Annotated in this window: 21 protein-coding genes; 10 read left to right on the top strand and 11 right to left on the bottom strand. The window is 74.5% G+C overall.

Features of this window, described 5'->3' with window-relative positions:
* Positions 1-7 precede the first annotated feature (7 nt).
* From KPL59_RS03055 to KPL59_RS03045, 3 genes are all read left to right on the top strand, one after another.
* On the top strand, positions 8-1,426 hold the full coding sequence (locus KPL59_RS03055; protein WP_020622592.1) for a fatty acid desaturase: 1,419 nt from the start codon (positions 8-10) through the stop codon (positions 1,424-1,426).
* Positions 1,426-1,617, top strand: a complete 192-nt coding sequence (locus KPL59_RS03050; RefSeq protein WP_020622593.1) for a ferredoxin — start codon at positions 1,426-1,428, stop codon at positions 1,615-1,617. The genes KPL59_RS03055 and KPL59_RS03050 overlap by 1 nt, the downstream gene beginning before the upstream one ends.
* Before the next feature lie 71 nt (positions 1,618-1,688).
* A complete protein-coding gene (locus tag KPL59_RS03045; protein ID WP_226359863.1) occupies positions 1,689-2,903 on the top strand; it encodes a helix-turn-helix domain-containing protein in 1,215 nt (404 codons plus the stop codon).
* A 250-nt stretch (positions 2,904-3,153) separates the two neighbouring features.
* On the opposite strand, the gene KPL59_RS03040 is transcribed toward KPL59_RS03045, so the two are convergent.
* The 8 genes from KPL59_RS03040 to KPL59_RS03005 all read right to left on the bottom strand — a co-directional run bounded on the left by KPL59_RS03040 (position 3,154) and on the right by KPL59_RS03005 (position 10,742).
* Positions 3,154-4,059 carry a hypothetical protein gene (locus KPL59_RS03040; RefSeq protein ID WP_226359862.1) on the bottom strand — a complete coding sequence of 302 codons (906 nt, stop codon included), beginning with the start codon at positions 4,057-4,059 and terminating at the stop codon, positions 3,154-3,156.
* 378 nt (positions 4,060-4,437) lie between these two features.
* Positions 4,438-4,581 (bottom strand): hypothetical protein, encoded by a 144-nt coding sequence (locus tag KPL59_RS03035; RefSeq protein WP_226359861.1) that lies wholly within the window; start codon positions 4,579-4,581, stop codon positions 4,438-4,440.
* Between the two features lie 65 nt (positions 4,582-4,646).
* On the bottom strand, positions 4,647-5,747 hold the full coding sequence (locus KPL59_RS03030; RefSeq protein WP_226359860.1) for an MSMEG_0565 family glycosyltransferase: 1,101 nt from the start codon (positions 5,745-5,747) through the stop codon (positions 4,647-4,649).
* A gap of 3 nt (positions 5,748-5,750) precedes the next feature.
* The gene (locus KPL59_RS03025) at positions 5,751-6,584 is read right to left on the bottom strand and encodes a carbon-nitrogen hydrolase family protein (RefSeq protein WP_075312088.1); all 834 of its coding nucleotides are present in this window, start codon (positions 6,582-6,584) and stop codon (positions 5,751-5,753) included.
* A gap of 1 nt (position 6,585) precedes the next feature.
* Positions 6,586-7,452: a carbon-nitrogen hydrolase family protein gene (locus tag KPL59_RS03020; protein ID WP_020623658.1), complete on the bottom strand. Its 867-nt coding sequence runs from the start codon at positions 7,450-7,452 to the stop codon at positions 6,586-6,588.
* Positions 7,449-8,975, bottom strand: coding sequence for an MSMEG_0567/sll0787 family protein (locus KPL59_RS03015; protein WP_226359859.1), 1,527 nt, complete (start codon positions 8,973-8,975; stop codon positions 7,449-7,451). The genes KPL59_RS03020 and KPL59_RS03015 overlap by 4 nt, the downstream gene beginning before the upstream one ends.
* A 2-nt stretch (positions 8,976-8,977) precedes the next feature.
* Positions 8,978-10,180, bottom strand: coding sequence for an MSMEG_0568 family radical SAM protein (locus KPL59_RS03010; protein WP_226359858.1), 1,203 nt, complete (start codon positions 10,178-10,180; stop codon positions 8,978-8,980).
* 187 nt (positions 10,181-10,367) lie between these two features.
* Positions 10,368-10,742: an MSMEG_0572/Sll0783 family nitrogen starvation response protein gene (locus KPL59_RS03005; RefSeq protein ID WP_255676293.1), complete on the bottom strand. Its 375-nt coding sequence runs from the start codon at positions 10,740-10,742 to the stop codon at positions 10,368-10,370.
* Between the two features lie 129 nt (positions 10,743-10,871).
* Between KPL59_RS03005 and KPL59_RS03000 the strand changes: the two genes are divergently transcribed.
* Positions 10,872-11,636, top strand: a complete 765-nt coding sequence (locus KPL59_RS03000; protein WP_226359735.1) for a transposase — start codon at positions 10,872-10,874, stop codon at positions 11,634-11,636.
* A gap of 18 nt (positions 11,637-11,654) precedes the next feature.
* Here the strand turns inward: KPL59_RS03000 and KPL59_RS02995 are convergent, their stop codons facing one another.
* Positions 11,655-11,792, bottom strand: coding sequence for a hypothetical protein (locus KPL59_RS02995; protein ID WP_226359856.1), 138 nt, complete (start codon positions 11,790-11,792; stop codon positions 11,655-11,657).
* A 290-nt stretch (positions 11,793-12,082) separates the two neighbouring features.
* On the opposite strand from KPL59_RS02995, the gene KPL59_RS02990 reads away from it, so the two are divergent.
* From KPL59_RS02990 to KPL59_RS02970, 5 genes are all read left to right on the top strand, one after another.
* Positions 12,083-13,417, top strand: a complete 1,335-nt coding sequence (locus KPL59_RS02990; protein ID WP_226359855.1) for an MSMEG_0569 family flavin-dependent oxidoreductase — start codon at positions 12,083-12,085, stop codon at positions 13,415-13,417.
* Complete coding sequence (locus tag KPL59_RS02985; RefSeq protein WP_226352325.1) at positions 13,418-14,149, top strand: SH3-like domain-containing protein; 732 nt, start codon at positions 13,418-13,420, stop codon at positions 14,147-14,149. It abuts the gene before it with no gap.
* Positions 14,146-14,733: a nitrile hydratase subunit alpha gene (gene nthA, locus KPL59_RS02980; RefSeq protein WP_226359854.1), complete on the top strand. Its 588-nt coding sequence runs from the start codon at positions 14,146-14,148 to the stop codon at positions 14,731-14,733. Before KPL59_RS02985 ends, nthA begins: the two co-directional genes overlap by 4 nt.
* An 8-nt stretch (positions 14,734-14,741) precedes the next feature.
* Entirely contained in the window at positions 14,742-15,080 is a 339-nt protein-coding gene (locus tag KPL59_RS02975) for a nitrile hydratase accessory protein (protein WP_226359853.1), read from the top strand.
* 183 nt (positions 15,081-15,263) lie between these two features.
* Positions 15,264-15,824, top strand: coding sequence for a hypothetical protein (locus tag KPL59_RS02970; protein ID WP_226359852.1), 561 nt, complete (start codon positions 15,264-15,266; stop codon positions 15,822-15,824).
* Positions 15,825-15,896: 72 nt separating this feature from the next.
* On the opposite strand, the gene KPL59_RS02965 is transcribed toward KPL59_RS02970, so the two are convergent.
* Both KPL59_RS02965 and KPL59_RS02960 read right to left on the bottom strand, forming a co-directional pair.
* Positions 15,897-16,421: a PaaI family thioesterase gene (locus tag KPL59_RS02965; RefSeq protein ID WP_075307454.1), complete on the bottom strand. Its 525-nt coding sequence runs from the start codon at positions 16,419-16,421 to the stop codon at positions 15,897-15,899.
* The gene (locus KPL59_RS02960) at positions 16,418-16,924 is read right to left on the bottom strand and encodes a helix-turn-helix domain-containing protein (protein ID WP_226359851.1); all 507 of its coding nucleotides are present in this window, start codon (positions 16,922-16,924) and stop codon (positions 16,418-16,420) included. The genes KPL59_RS02965 and KPL59_RS02960 overlap by 4 nt, the downstream gene beginning before the upstream one ends.
* A 153-nt stretch (positions 16,925-17,077) precedes the next feature.
* Between KPL59_RS02960 and KPL59_RS02955 the strand changes: the two genes are divergently transcribed.
* Positions 17,078-17,656, top strand: a complete 579-nt coding sequence (locus tag KPL59_RS02955) for a type 1 glutamine amidotransferase domain-containing protein (RefSeq protein WP_020622524.1) — start codon at positions 17,078-17,080, stop codon at positions 17,654-17,656.
* The last annotated feature ends 11 nt before the right edge of the window (positions 17,657-17,667 follow it).

The following is a 17,667-nucleotide window of genomic DNA, read 5'->3' as shown; positions in this document are numbered from 1 at the left end:
GAACCCGATGCGGACCTATGCACTGTCCGAACCGGTGAACGGTGAACACACCTGGCAGGACGGCAAGCGCTACGCCTGGCTGCTCGGCCTGCTGGTGCCGGTGCTGCCGTTCCTCGCGATCGGGCTGCACCTGGCCACCGGCTGGTCGGTGGCGCTGTGGCTGGGCCCGATCGTCGTCCTCGTGATCGTCCCGGTGATCGACCTGTTCGCGGGCAAGGACCCGACGAACCCGCCGGACGAGATCATGGAGGAGCTGGAGGAGGACCGGTACTACCGCTGGGTCACCTACGCCTACCTCCCGCTGCAGTACGCGGGCCTGTTCGCGGGCATGGGGTACATCGCCACCGCGGGCGCCCCGGTGGTCGGCAACATCGGCCTCGCGGTCACGCTCGGCACCGTCGCCGGCGTCGCGATCAACACCGCCCACGAGCTGGGTCACAAGCGCGAGGACGTCGAGCGCTGGGCCGCGAAGATCGCGCTCGCCCCGAGCTTCTACGGCCACTTCTACGTCGAGCACAACCGTGGCCACCACGTGCGCGTCTCCACCCCGGAGGACCCGGCCTCGGCCCGGATGGGCGAGAGCTTCTACCGCTTCTGGCCGCGCACCGTGCTGGGCTCGCTGACCAGCGCCTGGCGCCTGGAGCGCAAGCGCTACGCCCGCCGCGACCGGCACCCGTTCCGGATCGGCAACGACGTGCTGAACGCCTGGCTGATGTCGGTGGTGCTCTGGGGCGCGATCATCGCGCTGTTCGGCTGGGGCGTGCTGCCCTACCTGCTGATCCAGGCCGTCTTCGGGTTCACCCTGCTCGAGCTGGTGAACTACATGGAGCACTACGGGATGCTGCGCCAGAAGGTCGGCCCCCCGGACCGCCGCCGCTACGAGCGCGTGCTGCCCGAGCACTCCTGGAACTCCAACAACATCGCCACCAACGTGCTGCTCTACCACCTGCAGCGCCACTCCGACCACCACGCGAACCCGGTCCGCCGGTTCCAGACGCTGCGCGACTTCCCGGAGGCCCCGGTCCTGCCGACCGGCTACACCGGGATGATGCTGGCCGCGACCGTCCCGCCGGTGTTCCGCCGGCTGATGGACCCGCTGGTGGTGGCCCACTACGACGGCGACCTGCGTTACGCCAACCTGCAGCCCGGCAAGCGCGAGAAGCTGCTCGCCGCGTACCCGCCGCCCGCCGACCCGGCCCCGGCCGCGGAGACCGCGGCCGACGTCACCCGGCGGGCCCAGAGCGACGCCGTCACCGCCGCCCGCTGCCCCGGCTGCGGCTACACCTACGAGGTCGCCGTGGGCAACGAGGCCGAGGGCTTCCCGGCGGGCACCCCGTGGTCGCAGATCCCCGACGACTGGTGCTGCCCGGACTGCGGGGTCCGCGAGAAGGTCGACTTCGTCGCGCTCACCACCGAGGAGGTCTGATGCGCATCGTCGCCGACCTCGACGCCTGCCAGGGCATCGGGATGTGCGAGGCGATGGCCGACGGCTGGTTCGAGGTGGGGGAGGACGACGTGGTCGTCGTCCGCGACGAGCACCCGCCCGAGTCCGAGCGGTCGCACGTGGACGCCGCCGTCCGCGCCTGCCCCGCCCGCGCGCTGGCCCTGGAGAGCTGAGCACCTCCGCGCGACGCCCGCCCCGCACCGGATCCCCGGAGCCGGGCGGGCGTCGCGCTACGGTCGGTCCCGTGTCGACGGTGACCGACCTGCTCGCCCGCCTCGCGACCGAGGTCCGCGACGACGTCGAGGCGCTCGGCGCCCGGGTGCTCGCCGAGATCGACGCCGGGTTGCCCGAGCTCGGCCGCGACCCCCGCGTGCGCGAGCTGCTGGTCGCCACCGTGCAGGGGTCGCTGGAGGGGGCGCTGGCCGTGCTGACCGGCCGGGCGCCGGGCGAGGTGCCACTGCCCCCGGTCGCCGGGGAGATCGCCCGCCGCCTCGCCCAGCAGGGGGTTCCGGTCACGGTCGTCCTGCGGGCCTATCGGCTGGGGCAGTCGGTGTTCCAGCAGGAGCTCATCGGCCGCATCGCCGGGTCCGGGCTGGGGACCGCCGAGGTCGGCGACGCCGTCGGCGCGCTCACGGCGGTCGCCTTCGGCTACGTCGACCGGGTCTCCGAGGAGATGGTCGCGGTCCACCAGGCCGAACGTGACGGCTGGGTCCGCCGCCGCGACGCCGCCCGGCTCGCGATGGTCGACGCCGTGCTCGCCGGGCGCGGCGGGACCGTCACCGAGGTCGAGGCGGCGCTCGGTCACCCGGTCGCGGGGGAGCACGTGGCCGCGGTGCTCTGGGTCGACCCGGACGCCCCGGATCCCGGCCGGGCCCTGGAGCGCGCCGTCGCCGACCTCGGCGTCGCCCTGGGCTGCTCGCGCGCCCCGCTGGTCGTCGCCCCGGACGCGGTCACCTCCTGGGCCTGGTACCAGGGCGGGGGTGGTCCGGTCACCCTGCCGCCCGGCCCGGTGTGGGTCGCGCTCGGTGGTCCCGGCCGCGGCCTCGACGGGTTCCGCGGCGCGCACCGCCGGGCCCGCCGGGGGCAGGAGGTGGTCACCGCCGCCGCTCCCGCGGCCCGGCTCCCGGTCACCACCGCCGACGACCTCGGTCCGCTGCTGCTGCTCGACGCGGGCACCGACCTGCTCGCCGACCGGGTCGCCGAGATCCTCGGCGACCTCGCGATCGACGACGAGCAGCACGCCCGGCTCCGCGACACCCTCGCGGCCTACCTGCGCGGCGGCGGCAGCCTCGCCGCCGCGGCGGGCGAGCTGCACCTGCACAAGAACACCGTGCAGTACCGGCTGCGCCGCGCCGAGGAGGTGCGGGGCAGGCCCCTCGGCGACGACCGGCTCGACGTCGAGGTGGCGCTGCTGGCCTGCCGCGTACTCGGGTCGACGGTCCTGCGCCCGCCCGACTGACCGGGGTCCCGACGCCGGTCCGCCGCCGGCCGCCGGTCCGCCGATCCGCCGCCGCGCCGATCCGCCGCCGCGCCGGTCCGCTGCCGCGCCGGCCTACCGGCACCGCGCCGATCCGCGCAGCCCGCCGCGGTGATCCCCCGCTTGCTCCGGCGATCCCCCGTCCGCCTGGTGATCCCTTTGCCGCGCGGTGATCCGCTCCGCGCGCGCGTCGAAGCACGCGCGGGCCGCGGATCACCGCGCGGGGTGCGGATCATGCTGCCCGGGGGAGACGGTGCGCGACGGCGGCGAAGTCGTCCAGGTCGTCCCAGGTCCAGCGCACGACCGTGCGCACCTCGGGTCGGGCCCGCAGGGCGTCCTCGCGCCGCTTCTCCCGGACGACGGCGTCCGCCGCGCCCTCTCCCGGATGCACCGACCGCCCGTACTTGCCCAGGCCGTCGAACTCCCCGATCACCCCGTGGTCCGGCCACCAGAAGTCGACGACGCCGATCCGGTGACCGCGGTCGTCGAGCACGGGGTGCTGCAGTACGGGTGTCGCCACGTGCAGGCGCGCCATCCGGACGCGGCTGCGCGACTCGCCCGGCCCGTCCGCGCGGGCGTCGGCGAACGCGACGACGGCCCGGGCCCGGCCGATCCCATGGCGTCCGCAGGCGGCGAGCACCGCGTCGCGCAGACGGTCGGGCGTGACCAGATGCCGGTGCAGCGCCGCGTCGGCGACGGCCACGGCGGTCTCGAACGGGGCGGTGCGGGCCACGTCGACGACGGTGCGGGCCACCGACGTCGTCGGGATGCCGTCGACGTCGACGACCTCGCCGTCGGCCAGGGGTGAGGCGTGCACGCGCAGCCGCGGCCTGCCGCGCCCGCCGGACGGGCGGTCCCGGGTGACGTGCACCGTGGTCAGGGGGACGCCCCAGACCGGCAGGCCGTGCCGTACGGCGGCGGAGGGACCGCTGACCACGGCCCCGGGGGCGAGGGTGGGGAACGTCGCCTCCACCAGGGTCGCGTGCCGTGTGGAGGCGAACCGCAGACGCTCGTCGCCGGTCTCCAGGTACACGCCCGGACGCAGACCGGTCCAGCGACCGGTGCGCAGGGCGGTGCGGATCTCGGCCTCGGTCGTCCCGAGTCTCAGCAGGTCGCGGCGCAGCAGCGGTTCGTCCACGGTCCCGACCCTGCCCGGATCCGGCCACCACACCGGGACGGGCTCGCCTCCTGTGGAGCAATCCCACGGTTGTGGACGGGCACCGGTACCGGTGATCCCCGGTGCGCGCGCTGATCCGCTCGGTGCGCGCATCCGGACACGCGCGCGCAGCGGATCACCGCGCGCAAGGCGGATCACCGCGCGCAAGGCGGATCACCGCGCGCATGGCGGATCACCGCGCGAACAGGGGATCACCGCGCGAACGAGGATGCCCGCGCGGCGGCGGATCAGCGCAGGTACAGGGCGATCGGCGCGGGTACAGGCGGGTCACCACCGCGGGTGGGCGCAGCGGTGCGCGAGCGATATGCGAGCGGCGTGCGAGCGGCGTGAGACCAGTGGTCAGAGCTCGCCGGCGAGCACCTCGTGGCCGCGCAGGCGGGGCAGCGGCAGCACGACGGCGTCGCGGTCGTCGCGGGTGGGGCGGGCGCAGTGCGGGCAGCGGGCCCCGGCGGTGGCCGCAGCGGGTGCCTCGTGAGCAGGCATCGGCGTACCCCCGGACGTCGACGTCGTGTGTTCGCCCCAGGCTAGCGCAGTCGGTGTGTCCTCCGTCACCCCACGGTGGCGAGGCGGGCGCGGTAGAGGTCCGCGTGCCGCTCCGCCGCCGCCGACCAGGTGTGTGCGGCGGCCAGTGCCCGCCCGGCGGTCGCGCGCCGCGGGTCGGGGGCGGCCAGCGCGTCGGTGAGTGCGGCGGCGAACCCGGCCGGGTCGTGGGCGAACCGTGCCGCGTCGCCGAAGACCTCGCGCAGCACCGGCAGGTCCCGGGTCACCAGCGGGACCCCGGCCGCCAGTGCCTCCATCGCGGCCAGGCCGAAGCCCTCCTTGGCCGACGGGAACGCGAACGCCGCCGCGCCGGCCATGAGACCGGGGAGCGCGTCGTCGTCGACGGGGCCGAGGATCTCCGGGACGACGCCCAGCTCCTCGGCCCGGGCGAGCACCCGGGACCGGTAGTCGCGGTAGTCGAACAGTGTCTCGCCGCCGCCGATCACCAGGCGGGTCCCCGGGCCGAGCAGCGCCATCGCCTCGACCAGGTCGGCGGTGCCCTTGCGCGGTTCGATCCCGCCGACCGAGAGCACGTAGCGACCGAACCGGTCCCGCCACGGCGAGCCGGCGCCGGTGTCGGCGGCCCGGGCGAAGCGGGCGGCGTCGACACCGTTGCCGATCACGGTCGCCTCCCGCCCCCAGCCGGCGCGCACCTCGGCTGCGACGGCCCGGGAGACGCACACCAGCGCCGCCGGTCCGACCAGGGCGCGTTCGTGGCAGGCGGCCAGCTCGGGGGTGCTGAACTCGTCGAGGTGGTGCACGGTGCGCAGCAGCGAGCCGTAGCCGTGCGCGCGACCCTCGGCGTTGGCGGACAGGCAGTCCTGGGCGTGCCGCACGTCGACGGGCGGGGCCTCGGCCAACCCGGCGGCCAGGAGGTCGATCGAGCGGAGGATGCGGGCGCCGACGGTCTCGCCCTCGACCTCGGGCACCTCGACCAGGTGCACCGCGACGCGGGGGTCGACGGCCCGGAAGAAGCCGGCGTCCCCGCCCCGGGCCAGTGAGAACACCGCGACGTCGTGCCCGGCGGCGGCGAGCGCCTCGGCCAGCGCGAGGGTGTGCACGACCCCGCCGCGCGGCTTGGTGGAGTAGGTGGACAGCCGGATCCGCACAGCTCAGCCCCGGTAGAGGTCGGGTCGGCGTTCCTTGAGGTGGTGCAGCACCGCGCGGGCGGAGCCGATCATCTCGGCGGGTTCGACGTCGGCGACGGCGAGCCCGCCCTTGGACCAGGTGCGGGCCAGGATGTCCCCGCCCGGCCCGACGACCTTCGCCCGGCCCAGGAAGTGCAGCGAGCCGTTGCGCCCGCTCTGGTTCGCCGAGAGCAGCAGCACCTGGTTCTCCGCGGCGCGGGACTGGTCGTACAGGTCGAACAGCCGGGCCTGGCGGTCCTGCGCCATCCGGGGAGCCCGGTTGGTCAGCGAGGTCGGCCAGGCCGACAGGCAGGCCAGCAGCTGCGCGCCGTCGAGCGCCAGGGAGCGGGCCGACTCGGGGAAGGTCTTGTCGTGGTCGATGAGCATCCCCATCCGGCCGGCGGGGGTGTCGAACGCGGTGAACCCGTCCCCGGCGGCGAACAGCCCGGCCACACCCGCGGGCTGGTGCACCTTCCGGTGCCTGCCGAGCACGCCGTCGCCGGTCAGGCAGACCGCGGAGTTCCAGCGGACCCCCGGCTCGGGTCCGGCCTCGCAGAACCCGACGCACACCACCATCTCCCTGGCGAGCGCGGCGACCGCGCGCACCTCGGGGCCGTCCGGGTCGAGCTCGGGCGGCAGCACCGCGTCGTCGGCCGGGTCGGGGCTGCGCAGGTCGTGCACGTAGCCGCCGAGCGCGCCGTCGGGCAGCACCAGCACGCTCACGCCCTGCTCCCGGGCGTGCGCGACGATCACGCCGATCCGCTCCAGGTCGAACGCGACGTCCCGGGTGAAGTTCGCGGCCGCCGCGGCGACACGCACCTCACACCCCCGCGCGGACCGGACCCGGTCCGTAGGCCGCCGGACGGCGGTCACGCAGGTGCCCCATCACGCGGCGGGCGGCGTCCACGGACTGGTCGACGTCGACGGTCGCGACGGCCAGACCGGCCTCGCTGCCGGTCGTCGCCAGCACCTCGCCTCCCGGGTCGACGATCTTCGCGCTCGCCACCAGCTGCATGTCGCCGAAGGTACCGGCCTGGTTCGCCGAGACCCAGACGATCTGGTTCTCCAACGCCCGGGAGCGGTCGTGCAGGTCGAAGCGGCGGGCCCACCGATCGTCGGCGAGCACCGGGGCCCGGTTCGTCCGCGACGCCGGCCACGCCGACAGGCACAGCACGGTCCGGGCGCCGTCGTCGGCCAGCGCGCGGGCCGCCTCCGGGAACGCCTTGTCGTAGCAGATCATCATGCCGGTGCGGCCGTACGGCGTGTCGAACGCGGCGAACCGGTCACCGGCGGCGTAGCTGGAGTTCTCGTTGATCGGCTGGTGCACCTTGCGGTGCCGGCCGAGCACCCCGTCACCGGTGACGGCGACGCAGGAGTTGTAGGGCAGCCCGCCGGACGCGTCGTCCCCGATCTCGCAGTACCCGGCCGCGACGACCATGTCCCCGGCCAGCGCGGCCAGCCGCCGGATCTCCGGTCCGTCCGGGTCCAGCTGCGGGGGCCGGTCGGCCGGGGTGCCGGGCACGTCGTGCAGCGACGACAGGTAACCGCCCATCGCCGCCTCGGGCAGCGCGAGCACCTGCACCCCGGCCGCGCGGGCGCGGGCGATCGTGGCGGCGATCCGGTCGAAGTCCTCGTCGAGGTCACGGACGAAGCCCTGCGCGGCGGCGCCGAAGGTCGTGGGCGTCATCGGGTCTCCTCAGGGTGGGGGGCGGGGGTGCCGGCACGGCCCATGCCGGTGACGCCCGCGGCGACGGCCTCGGTCTCCTCGCCGTCCGGCCAGCGCAGCCGGACCCCGGCACCGGGGACGAGCTCGCCGCACTCGGCGGAGACCGCGGGCCCGGCGTCGGGGGCGGGGGCGCCGGGGTCGTCCGCGGTGAGCAGACCGAACCCGGGGAAGCAGGTGAACCAGTCGCCCGCGGTGGCACCGTCGGGGCGGGGGACGGCGGCGACGTCGAGCACGGCGCCGACCCCGGAGGCCTCGGCGAGCATGCCGAGGGTCCCGGCGAGCCCGGCCATCGACACGTCCTTCGCGGCGGCCGGGCGGTGCGGTGCGTCCGGGCCGATGGCGCCGACGGTCGCGGCGAGCTCGGCGCGGGTGCGCGAGGTCGTCGAGTCCCACTGGCGTCCGGCGTAGCCGGGTCGCCAGCCGCCGCCGAGGTCGGTGGTGAGCCGCACCCGGTGCCCGGCACGCCCGCCACCGGCGGGGACGGGCCGGTCGGTGCGCCCGAGCGCGGTCAGCGACAGCGACGCGGGCACGTCGAGCTGGGTGTGCCCGCCGAGCAGCGGGACGCCGTAGGCGGCGGCCGCGTCGCGCACGCCGCTGAGCACGCGGTGGGCGAAGGAGGCGTCCCGGGCGCCGACGGCGTCGAGCAGCCCGACGGGGGCGGCGCCCATCGCCGCGAGGTCGTTGACGTTGACCAGCACCCCGGCCCAGCCCGCCCACTCAGGGTCGCGCTCGACCATGGCGGGCACGATCGCGTCGCAGCAGGCGATCAGGTCACTGCCCGGGACGGGGGCGCCGTCGTCGCCGACGAACCCGGCCGGGCCGAGCCCGCCGAGCAGCGCCCCCAGCGGGGCCTTGGTCGCGACGACGAGATCCTGGACGCGGGTCACCGGCCACCGCATCGTGACGTGCGGGGCCCCGGCGACCACGCTGTCGCGCACCCGGGTCCAGCCGAGCCGCTCGAACAGGACCGCGCCCGCGGCCTGCACGTCGGCGTCGAAGCGCAGGGCACCCGCGGCCTCGGCGCGCGCGCACGCGGCGCGGACCAGCGCGGCGCCGACGCGGACACCGGCGCGGCGGCGCGCGGCGGGGGCCACCACCAGCCTGCTGCCGGTCCACCACCCGATGTCGGGGTGGGCCGCCCCGGTCGGGCCGAGGCGTACCCCGCCGAGCAGGGTCCCGTCGGCGTCGTGGGCGAGCAGGACGACGACGCGGCCGTCGGCGTCGTGGTCGTCGAGGTCGGCGGTGGGCCGGTCGGGGAACAGGCCCTGTTCGACGCAGAACACCGCGCGGCGCAGCGCCCGGTACGCGGCGACGCCGGGGTCGCGTGCATCGTCGGCGCGGGCCTCACGGATCGTGACCGCCGGCGGGCCGCCCGCGCGGGTCGGGCGGCCGCCGAGCAGCTCGTCGGCGATCCAGCGCGGTGCCGGGGTCAGGTGCCGGGGCGCACCGGTCACGAAGCGGGGGCGCGGGTCGGTGGTGCTCACGCTCAGCCCCCCGCCGCCGACAGGGCGCTGCACGCCCCGCAGGCCGCACAGCCCGCGGCCTGGTCGGCGCCGCGCATCCCGGCGGCGCGGAGCACCGCGGCGACCCGCTCGGTGACGTCGGCGAGCAGGTCCGGGTCGGGTGCGGGCACCCCGTCGGCGAACGCGAGGGTGCCGGGCAGCGGCCGGTAGGGGACGACGAACGGGTACACCCCGGCCGCGACCAGCTCCGCGGCGCCGGCGACGAGCTCGTCGGGGTCCTCACCGAGACCGACGATCAGGTAGGTCGACACGGAGTTCGGGCCGAACACCCGCACGGCCTCGTCCCAGGCCGCCCAGTACTGGGACAGCGGGACCGTGGCCTTGCCGGGCATCCAGCGGCGGCGGACGTCGTCGTCGAGGGACTCGACGTGGATGCCGATCGCGTCGGCGCCCGCGGCGGCCAGCTCGGCGACCACGCCGAGATCGTCGGGGGCGGGCGGCTCGCACTGGACCTGGATCGGCAGCGCCGGGACGCGCTCGCGGATCGCGCGCACGCAGCGCAGCAGGTGTCGGGCGCCGCGGTCGCGGCCGTTCGAGGTGCCGGTGGTCAGCACCATCTGACGCACCCCGTCCAGGCGGACCGCGGCCTCGGCGACCTCGGCGAGCTGGTCGGGGGTCTTCACCGCCGTCGTCGCGCCGGAGGCCAGGGACTGCTCGATCGCGCAGAACCGGCAGCGGTCGGCCTCGCCGTAGCGCACGCAGGTCTGTACCACCGTCGAGGCGAGCACGTCGTTGCCGTGCAGGCGGGCGATCTTCTCGTAGGACACGCCGTCGGCGGTGGTGAGGTCGTAGAACGCCGGCCGGGCGACGGTGTCGACGGCGACGCCCATGTCGGTCACGCCGCCGCCGGGCTCGCGGCGCAGCAGCCGTCCGTCCCGCAGCCGGTACGGGGAGTCGGCGACGATCGGGACCGTGGTCGCCAGCCCGTCGACGAGCACGTGCCCGTCCGCGGACGGTCCCGCCCCGCCGGGGCGGCGCAGCGGGATGACCGAGCCGAGGTCGGTCACGCCGGAGGGTCGGTCCGGCCGGGTGCCGGTGTCAGCGCCGGTGTCGGTGCCGGAGCCGGAGCCGGTGTCGGAGTCGGTGTCGGGGTCGAGCCCCACGCCGCGGACGGCGAGCTCGGCGCGGGCCCGCAGACCGGGCTCGGTACGGGACGGTGCGGACATGCGGCGGACCTCCGTGGATGCGACGGCCGGGTGCGACGGGCCGGATGCGACGGGCCGGGTGCGGTGGGGCGACCGGTGCGCCCGCCCGCACCGAGACGCAGCCCACGGCGGGCGTGGCGGGCGACGGGGGCGCCCTGTGCTGCATCTCGGTGCGGGATCCGGTACGCGACGGCGTCCCGCCGTCTCCTCAGAGCTGGTAGGTCGAGTTGATGATCGCGCCCTTGCGGGCGTAGTAGATGAGGGCGTCCTGGACGTCGAGCGGGTGCGTCGGGATGACGCCCTCGATCAGGTCCTCCTCGCGGGCACCGTGCAGCGACAGCCCGAAGCGGCAGCAGTAGACCTTGCCGCCCTCGCTCATGAACGTCTTGAGCTGGTCGTTGATGTTGTGCTCGCCGGGGAACGCGGACGTGCCGGTGGTCGGGAAGCCGCGGGTGGCCAGGCAGTTCAGCGAGCCGGGGCCGTAGAAGTACATGGCCGACTCGAAGCCCTTGCGCAGGGCACGGGTCGCCTGCAGCACGGCCACGAAGCTGACCGAGGACTCGTGGGCGATGCCGTGCACCAGGGTGAAGTAGGAGGCTTATTCAGGCCCCGTGAAATAACGATCTAGCCCGGCGTGTCGGGTTGGGCGACAGCCCGTCCATCGCGAAGATTGGTTTGCCGAATCAATCCGAGATGAACGGGCTGCCGCAGTATGTACTATACCACTGGTTTCCGGCGTGATGAAATTCAGGATCTTGTCGCTATAGTGTATGAGCAGGATCAGCGGGACGCGACGGAGGCACGTTTGTCTTGGCCGCCGGTTCTGGGGTTGTTCTGGTCGGTGGTGATCACGTTGGCGTATCTGCGCGGGAATCGTGTGCAGTGGGAGTTGGCGGAAACCTATGGGGTGTCGCAGTCGACGGTTAGTCGAGCGATCACGGGGGTGACACCGTTGCTGGCACAGGCGCTGCGGAGTGTCGTTCCGACGGCAGAGGAGCTTTGTGCCGATCGGCAGTACATCATCGATGGAACCTTGCTGCCCTGCTGGTCATGGGCCGCGGTGCCGGGTCTGTGGTCGGGCAAGCATCGCACCACCGGCGTCGTCGTCCAGGTCGCAGCCACCCTGGAAGGGCAGCTGTCGTGGATCTCCGACCCGACCCCAGGCTCCCGACACGACCTATATTGCCTCGACCAATCCGGCGCCCTCGACCACCTCGCCACATACCCCCCGATCGGCGATAAAGGATACATCGGGCGCGGCATGCTCACCCCGTTCAAAAAACCACCCGGCCGGGAACTTCTCGACTGGCAAAAAACATTCAACAAGAGCCTCAACCACACACGCGCCACCATCGAACGAGTCATCGCCCATATCAAAACGTGGAAAGTTCTCCACACAGACTACCGGCGGCCCTACGCCACATTTAAAACGACAATCTCGGCAGTCATCGGACTCATCTTCTACACACTTACCTGACGGAGCCTGAATAAGCCTCTAGGTCTCGCCGTCCTCGGCCTGCAGGTCGGGGAAGACCTTCGTCCCGCCGTAGATGCTCGAACCCTCGGGCAGCGAGGGGTGCGGGATCTCCTCGAGGCTCTTTTTCTCGACGTCGGACAGCTCGGCGCTGGTCATGGGGATGCTCCTCGTGGTGTGACGGATCCACGCCGGGAAACGTGTGCGTGGGAGCGCCGGAGAGGGAGAATGCGATGGAATCGGGTCCCACCGTTTCCGGCGATCACTACGACACCAGTGTTCTGTTGCCGGAACGTTGAGAGCGGACTACGACAACAATTCCGGATCAGCCCTGTGTGACCGTCGTGTTGCGTAACACGGGGCAATACTCCCGTCGTCCGAACGACACGATTCGGTAATGCGACGGGTCGACCGTGGGTCCGTTCCCCGACCACCCACGAGGAGGCCCCATGACCGCGATGATCCGACGCGAGGACCGGCGTCCCCCGCCCGCCGAGCTGGACGGTGAGCACCGGACGGTCGTCGTCGTCGGCGGCGGGCAGGCGGGTCTGTCGATGAGCCGGTGCCTGGACGTGCGCGGCATCGACCACCTCGTGCTCGAACGCGACGTCGTCGCCTCGTCCTGGAAGCGGCACCGCTGGGACACGTTCAGCCTGGTCACGCCGAACTGGCAGTGCGACCTGCCGGACTTCCCCTACGCCGGGCCGGACCCGCACGGGTTCATGGTCCGCAGCGAGATCGTCGACTACCTGGAGGCCTACCGGGCGTTCGTCGACCCGCCGCTGATCGAGGGCGTCGAGGTGAGACGCGTGCACCAGGACGAGCGGGGGACCTTCGTCGTCGAGACCTCCGCCGGGACGTGCACCGCGGACCAGGTCGTCGTCGCCACCGGCGGGTACCACACACCGCTCACCCCGCCGCTGTCCGAGCCGCTGCCGGCCGACATCACGCAGATCGGGTCCCAGGACTACCGCAATCCCGGGCAGCTGCCGCCGGGGGAGGTGCTGGTGGTCGGGTCCGGGCAGTCCGGCGCCCAGATCGCCGAGGACCTGCACCTGGCGGGGCGGACGGTGCACCTCGTCGTCGGGCACGCACCGCGGGTGGCCCGCTTCTACCGGGGTCGCGACGTCACCGACTGGCTCGACGAGATGGGCTACTACCGGATGCCGGTCACCCGGCACCCGCGTCGCGAGGCCGTGCGCGCGCAGGCCAACCACTACGTGACCGGCCGCGACGGCGGTCGCGACATCGACCTGCGCCGCTTCGCCACCGAGGGCATGCGGCTCTACGGCGCGCTCACCGACCACGCCGCGGGGCGGCTCACCTTCGCCCCCGACCTGGAGTCCTCGCTGGACCACGCCGACGAGGTCAGCGAGTCCATCAAGGACACCATCGACGGCTGGATCGCCGACAAGGGCATCGACGCCCCGGTCGAGGAGCGCTACACCCCGGTGTGGCGCCCGGAGCGCGAGGTCACCGAGCTGGCGCTGGCCGACACCGGGATCACCTCGGTGGTCTGGTGCATCGGGTTCCGGCAGGACTTCTCCTGGGTCGACCTCGGTGTGTTCACCGGCCGCGGCTCGCCGGTGCACAGCCGCGGCGTGACGAGCGTCCCGGGGCTGTTCTTCCTCGGTCTGCCCTGGCAGTGGACCTGGGGGTCCGGGCGGTTCTCCGGGGTGGGCGCCGACGCGGCGTTCCTCGCCGAGCGGATCCGCTCCCAGCGCGGCCTGACCTCGACCGGCGGCCGCGGCGACGTCTGCAACGTCCTGGCCCTGGGGTCCTGAGTGGACGGGTCCGTCGACCCCGACGACCCGGCCGACCTGGGCGGGACGACGGGCTGGGGCCGGGTCGTCGCCCCGGGCGACGTCGAGCCCGAGCCGCCGTTCGCCCGGGCCTGGGAGGGGCGGGCGTTCGCACTGACCGCGCTGACCATGGGCCGGATCTCCGGACGCAACCTGGACGCGTTCCGGCACGCGCTGTCCCGGTTGGACCGCACCCGCTACCTCGACGACGGCTACTACGGCCGCTGGCTGCACGCCGCCGAGCTGATGCTGGTCGACTCGGGCGTGCTGGCGCCCGGCGCGGTGGAGGCCCGTGCCCGTCGCACCCGCGGCGAGGACGTGCCCGAGCCGGCCGACCCGCCCCTGGCGAAGCCCGACTACGCACCCACCGCGCCAGGGTCGCTGCGCACCGTCGACGCCGCGCCGCGCTTCGCCCCCGGCGACCCGGTCCGCGCCCGCCGCGAGCTCCCGGACGTCGCGCCGCCCGCGCCGTCGGCGGGTCCGGTCGGGCGGGGACCGTGCAAGCTGCCCCGCTACCTGCGCGGAGCGCCCGGTGTCGTGACCGCGGTCCGGCCCGCGCACGTGCTGCCCGACACCCACGCGGTGTTCGCCGGGGAGCACCCCGAGCACGTGTACACCGTGGCCTTCGCCGCCCCCGACGTGTGGGGCCCCGGCGCGGACCCGGACGTGATCGTGCACGCCGACCTGTTCGAGTCCTACCTGGAGCCACGATGACCGACGACGATCCCGGTCCGGCGCTGCGCACCGCGGCGCTGGAGGAGCTGCTGGTCGAACGGGGGCTGGTGGACCCGGCCGTCGTCGACGGGTTCGTGCGCACCTACGAACGCGACGTCGGTCCCCTGAACGGGGCGACGGTCGTCGCCCGCGCCTGGACCGACCCGGAGTACCGGGAATGGCTGCTGCGCGACGGCACGGCGGCGATCGCCGCGCTCGGGTTCAGTGGGCCGCAGGGCGAGCACATGGTGGTGCTGGAGCAGACCGACCAGGTGCACCACGTCGTGGTCTGCACGCTGTGCTCCTGCTATCCGTGGCCGGTCCTCGGCCTGCCCCCGAGCTGGTACAAGGACCCCGCCTACCGGGCCCGGGTCGTGCGCGAGCCGCGCACCGTGCTCGCCGAGATGGGGCTCGACGTGCCCCTGGAGCGCCGGATCGAGGTGTGGGACTCCTCGGCCGAGGTCCGCTACCTGGTGCTGCCGCGCCGACCCGCCGGCACCGACGGGTTCACCGTCGAGCAGCTCGCCGGGCTGGTCGGGCGGGACGCGATGGTCGGGGTCGCCGACGTGGCCGGGCCGTCGTGAGCGGGCCGGTGCTCGACACCACGGGTCCCGCGGCCCCGCCTCGCAGCAACGGCGAGCTGGTGTTCGCCGCGCCCTGGGAGGGACGCGCGTTCGGGCTGGCCGTCGCGCTCGCCGAGGCGGGGGTGTTCACCTGGGACGGGTTCCGCGACCGGCTGGTCGCGCGGATCGCCGCCGATCCCGCCGCCCCCTACTACGGCTGCTGGCTCGCCGCCTGCGAGGACGCGCTCGTCGCCGCGGGCCGTCTCGACGGGGCGGAGGTCCTCACCCGGGCCGCCGACCTCGCCGCCCGCCCGGCCGGGCACGACCACGACCACGCCGACCACGACCACGCCGACCACGCTCGGTAGGAGAACGTGCACCGATCGTCACAGAATGGTTCGGTGGTCGCATTCCGCGCATTACCCCGCGCGAATGGGGAAGGGAACTGCGCCGACCCGATCGGGGCGGTGAACGACCCGGCCGGTGTCACCGCTCGGTAACCGATCATGTTTCGCGGGGCCGATGTCCCGGTGCGCGGATAGATTGTGGTCATGAGCGGATCGCGGCCGATGGTCCTGCGGACCGTCGCCTGGTGCGCGGGCGTCCTGCTGGTGGGTGCCGGCGTGCTGGCCGCCGTCGTCGTCGGTGTCGGGGCGCTCGTCGCACCGGGGGAGGCGCGCGCGTCCCGCGAGATCGACCCGGCCACCGAGTTCGCCCGGCTCGCCGTCGACGACCCGGCCGCCGCGCTGCGCTCGTGCACCCCCGCGCAGGGGACCCTCCTCGACGCCCTCTCCGGCGCGCTCCCGGCCGGTGCGGTGCCCGGCGCGGCCCGGTTCACCGCGACCGACGGGGACCTCACGTTCGTCTCGGCGCCGATCACCGGCACGGTGCGCGGCGCCGGGGACCGCGCCGTGTGGGTGTGGGGGCGCCAGGGCTTCGCCGCCGTCACCGACGACGCGCGCGCCCTCACCCCCGAGCTCCCCGGGCCCGCGCTCTACGCCACCGGCCCGGACGCCGCGGGCGCGGTCCGCGCCGCGACCTGCGTGGAGGCCGCGCAGCGCGCCGAACGCTCCGGCGTCGCGCCGACCCAGGGCCCGATCGTCCCGCGCTGATCCGGGATCGCCCCCGGGCACGATCAGCCCGGCCCCCGGGCAGGGTCAGCTCGGCCCGTGGGCGGGATCAGCTCAGTCCCCGGGCAGGATCAGGCAGCTCGACGTGGCCTCGCCCAGCAGCCTGCCCCGGGCGTCGGTCAGCTCGGCCCGGGCCAGCGCGGTGCGGCGCCCGGCCTGCACGACGTGGCCGGTGCACGTCACGGTGCCCGTGTCGACGGTGATCCGGCGCAGGAAGCGCACCGACAGGTCCAGGCTGGTGTAGCCGGTCCCGGCGGGGAGCGTGGAGTGCACCGCGCACCCGCAGGCGGAGTCGAGCAGCGTGGCGTACACCCCGCCGTGCACCGAGCCGATCGGGTTGTACTGGTGCTCGCCGGGTTCGAAGGCGAACGCGACGCGCCCGTGCTCGGCGGAGACGGCGCGGAAGCCGACGAGACTCGCGACGGGCGCACCGGGGAGACGGCCGTCGACGATCCGGCGCAGGTACTCCAGTCCGTCCAGACCGGACGCGGCGGCGGCGAGCGCCATCGGGTCGGTCCACTCGTGCTCGCGGCGGCGCGTGGCGGCCGGCCCGGTGGCGGGCCCTGCTGCGGAGGTCATCGTGGCTCCTGGTCGGTGTCGGTGTCGGTGTCGGTGTCGGTGTCGGGGGCTCCGGGCCCCGGTTCGAGGTGGACCTCGTCGGTACGGCCCAGACGGTGTCCGGCACCGCACACGCTCACCAGGCGCACCGGGGCGCCGCAGCCGGTGTGCACGCGGACCACGGGAGGTCCGGCGTCGCCGGCGAGGTGCCGGTCACCGAAGTCCATGAGTGCGGCCAGGACGACGCCCAGATCGCGGCCGCGCCGGGTCAGGCGGTACTCGGCACGGGTCCGCGCCCCGGGTTCGCGGTAGTCCACCCGTTCGACGACGCCGTCGTCGACCAGCTCGGACAGGCGCCGGCTCAGCACGGTGCGCGCGACACCCAGGCCGCGCGCCAGCTGGTCGAAGCGGGTGATCCCGCGGCCGAGGTCGCGCACCAGCAGCACCGTCCAGGGGTCGGCCAGCAGCGCCGCGGTGCGGGCCACCGAGCACACCTGGGACGCCGCCGCCGTCCGTGCGTCCATCCCGCCCCCTGGGTATCGCCGAGCTACCCAGGCAGCGTAGCCCGGCGGGGAGGACGGCGACAGGTGCCGGTCCCTCGTGCGCGATTGACCGCGCCCACAGCGGGAAGGCGGGACGGGACACCGCACGAGCACGAGACCGAGGAGGAACCCACGGTGGCGAACGAACTGCAGGGCCGGACCGTCGCGATCCTGGCCACGGACGGCGTCGAGAAGGTCGAGCTGGTCCAGCCCCGCGACGAGCTGCGCAAGGCCGGCGCGCGGGTCGAGGTGGTCTCGCTGTCCACGGACCCGATCCAGTCGATGTCGGCCGACATCAACCCGGACGAGAAGCTCGACGTCGACCGTGCCGTCGCGGACGTGTCCGCCGACGACTACGACGCCCTGGTGCTGCCCGGCGGCACCGTGAACCCGGACAACCTCCGGGCCGACGCCACCGCGGTGGCGTTCGTGAAGGCGTTCTTCACGGCGGGCAAGCCGGTCGGCGCGATCTGCCACGGGCCGTGGACGCTGGTCGAGGCCGACGTCGTGAAGGGCCGCACCCTCACCTCGTTCCCGAGCATCCGGACCGACCTGCGCAACGCCGGCGCGACCGTCGTCGACGAGCAGGTCGTGACCGACGAGGGGCTGGTCACCAGCCGCAACCCCGACGACCTCGACGCGTTCTGCGCGAAGCTGGTCGAGGAGTTCGCCGAGGGCAGGCACCCGGTGCACCCGGAGGGTGCGACCGCCTGAGCGCCCCACGG

Source organism: Pseudonocardia sp. ICBG1142 (assembly GCF_020496255.1).
Classification (GTDB): domain Bacteria; phylum Actinomycetota; class Actinomycetes; order Mycobacteriales; family Pseudonocardiaceae; genus Pseudonocardia.
Note: the sequence above shows the minus strand (reverse complement) of the source record. Positions and strands in the feature narration are given on the sequence as shown.

Coding starts and splice junctions, on each gene's coding strand:
- KPL59_RS03055 (WP_020622592.1), top strand. CDS start 8: ATGCGGACCTATGCACTGTCCGAACCGGTGAACGGTGAACACACCTGG.
- KPL59_RS03050 (WP_020622593.1), top strand. CDS start 1,426: ATGCGCATCGTCGCCGACCTCGACGCCTGCCAGGGCATCGGGATGTGC.
- KPL59_RS03035 (WP_226359861.1), bottom strand. CDS start 4,581: ATGCCTGCTCACGAGGCACCCGCTGCGGCCACCGCCGGGGCCCGCTGC.
- KPL59_RS03020 (WP_020623658.1), bottom strand. CDS start 7,452: ATGACGCCCACGACCTTCGGCGCCGCCGCGCAGGGCTTCGTCCGTGAC.
- KPL59_RS03010 (WP_226359858.1), bottom strand. CDS start 10,180: ATGTCCGCACCGTCCCGTACCGAGCCCGGTCTGCGGGCCCGCGCCGAG.
- KPL59_RS03000 (WP_226359735.1), top strand. CDS start 10,872: ATGTACTATACCACTGGTTTCCGGCGTGATGAAATTCAGGATCTTGTC.
- KPL59_RS02995 (WP_226359856.1), bottom strand. CDS start 11,792: ATGACCAGCGCCGAGCTGTCCGACGTCGAGAAAAAGAGCCTCGAGGAG.
- KPL59_RS02990 (WP_226359855.1), top strand. CDS start 12,083: ATGACCGCGATGATCCGACGCGAGGACCGGCGTCCCCCGCCCGCCGAG.
- nthA (WP_226359854.1), top strand. CDS start 14,146: ATGACCGACGACGATCCCGGTCCGGCGCTGCGCACCGCGGCGCTGGAG.
- KPL59_RS02970 (WP_226359852.1), top strand. CDS start 15,264: ATGAGCGGATCGCGGCCGATGGTCCTGCGGACCGTCGCCTGGTGCGCG.
- KPL59_RS02965 (WP_075307454.1), bottom strand. CDS start 16,421: ATGACCTCCGCAGCAGGGCCCGCCACCGGGCCGGCCGCCACGCGCCGC.
- KPL59_RS02960 (WP_226359851.1), bottom strand. CDS start 16,924: ATGGACGCACGGACGGCGGCGGCGTCCCAGGTGTGCTCGGTGGCCCGC.